Source organism: Streptomyces sp. NPDC002265 (assembly GCF_040296125.1).
Classification (GTDB): Bacteria; Actinomycetota; Actinomycetes; order Streptomycetales; family Streptomycetaceae; genus Streptomyces.
Genome location: NZ_JBEOWS010000678.1, coordinates 1 through 1,696, shown reverse-complemented (window position 1 = coordinate 1,696; position 1,696 = coordinate 1). Strand labels below are relative to the sequence as shown.

General features: G+C 69.0%; 1 protein-coding gene. It reads right to left on the bottom strand.

Annotation, left to right across the window (positions count from 1 at the left end; all coding sequences use genetic code 11):
* Positions 1-256 precede the first annotated feature (256 nt).
* Positions 257-1,693 carry an IS1380 family transposase gene (locus tag ABT085_RS46210; protein WP_502983001.1) on the bottom strand — a complete coding sequence of 479 codons (1,437 nt, stop codon included), beginning with the start codon at positions 1,691-1,693 and terminating at the stop codon, positions 257-259.
* Positions 1,694-1,696 lie beyond the last annotated feature (3 nt).

Below are 1,696 nucleotides of genomic sequence, written 5' to 3'. Positions count from 1 at the left end.
CTCGTTTCCCCATCGCTTGCCGGACTCCCCGTCAGCGGCGAGGAACCAGCGCGACGCCTCCCAGCGTTCCCGCCACTGCTCCTCGGTGAGCTGCGCGGCCTTAACCTCGCCGTTTCGGTTGGGGTCATGAGACGTCGCTGATCGACAGCTGTCGGGTGGGCGATGCGATTTCAGTGCTCGGGCATGGTGGGGGCCCGGCGCGGTGGTCGGGTTCTCCAGGTCCTTCGAGTCGTGGGCGGTCAGGTGATGTTGCCGGTCAGCCGGCCGGTCGGGGCAGCGTGGCGAGGCGACGGAAGGCCGTGGCGAGTTCGTGTCTCCAGGGCCAGGTGGCTGATATCCGCAAGTGCAGACGGCGGCCGCCGTGGGTGAGGCGTGCGGCGACGTGCAGCAGCCGGTAACGGAGCTTCTTCGGCTCGGCAGCCGCGAGTTCGCCGTCCAGCAGCAGGACGCGCATCCAGGCCAGCAGGTCGATCGCCGTGAGGCTGAGTTCGAGCCAGGCGGAGTTGATGTGGAAGTCGCGGGAGGGGAAGCGGCCGAAGCCGGTGGTCTTGCCGCACCGGATGTGGTCTTCGACGGTGGCATGCCCGCGGTGGCGGACTTCCAAGAACTGTGCGGAGCCGCCGCCGGAGTAGGGGGTGTCGGTGAGGAACACCTGATGACGCTGGCCTTCGTCCTGGTCGAACAGGGACAGTTGGGCTCCGGGGTGCGGACGTTCGCGGCGCACGATGATGCGGGTGCCGTTCGGATAGCCGTCCAGATCGATCATGCCGGTCAGCTCGGCGACCTCGGCGCCCTCACGCAGCGTTCCGTCCTGGTTCAGGGCGGGATACCAGAGGCGGTCGGGCATGGCCCGAATGGCGCGGCGGAGCGGTTCGGTGACGGCGTATCCGACCGAGAAGGAGGTGTGGATTCCTCGTTTCTGCAGGTCGCGGACGTGGGCGAGGAAGGCTTTCGCGGATCCGGCGCTGTCGGTGCGGATGAGGATGTCGGTGCCGTGCCGGTGGGCGTCAGGAATCTGGGCGAGTGCCTGATCGAGCACGGTGATGTGGTCGCTCGCGGTGTTGGCGCCGGCGTTCCCGGGCCGCAGCCGGCCGGACAGTGCCTCACCGGTGTTGGCCAGGAAGCACAGCAGCGGGTGGAAGCCGAAGCCGCCCTTATAGGTGGGTGCGGCCTGCGCTTTCTCGGAGTGGCAGGTGATCAGCGTGGCGTCGAGGTCCAGGACCAGACCGGGCAGCATGCGCCCTGCGGCCCGGGCTGCGGGGATGCCCTCACCGTGCTCGGCGGCCTGCAGCCAGGCGACTTCCCGGGCCTGAGCGCGGGCAGAAGCCAGCGAGACGAGGGCAGTCTCGTCGACGTCGGCGAGCAGCCGCCAGGCCGTCGGTGTCGAGGCGATGGAGCCGAAGACTTCTGCCTGGTCCCGCAGTACGGCAAGGTCCGCGATGGCCTCGCCGCCGTCGGCGAGCATCACCGCCAGGTCGGTAGCGATCCGTCCCGGATCATGTCCGGTCCCGCGCGGCCGAAGCGCTCTGAGCGCGGTGGAGTACGCGGCGGTCAGCCCGGTGGTATCGGCGAGGTCCGTCAGCAGCCGTGCCCCGGCATGACCGACCACCCCCGAACCATCGGCACTGACATGGACCTTGGGACGCAACCCGATACCCTGCACGTAGAAAGTGCCCTCCGCCTGGACCGACAGAAC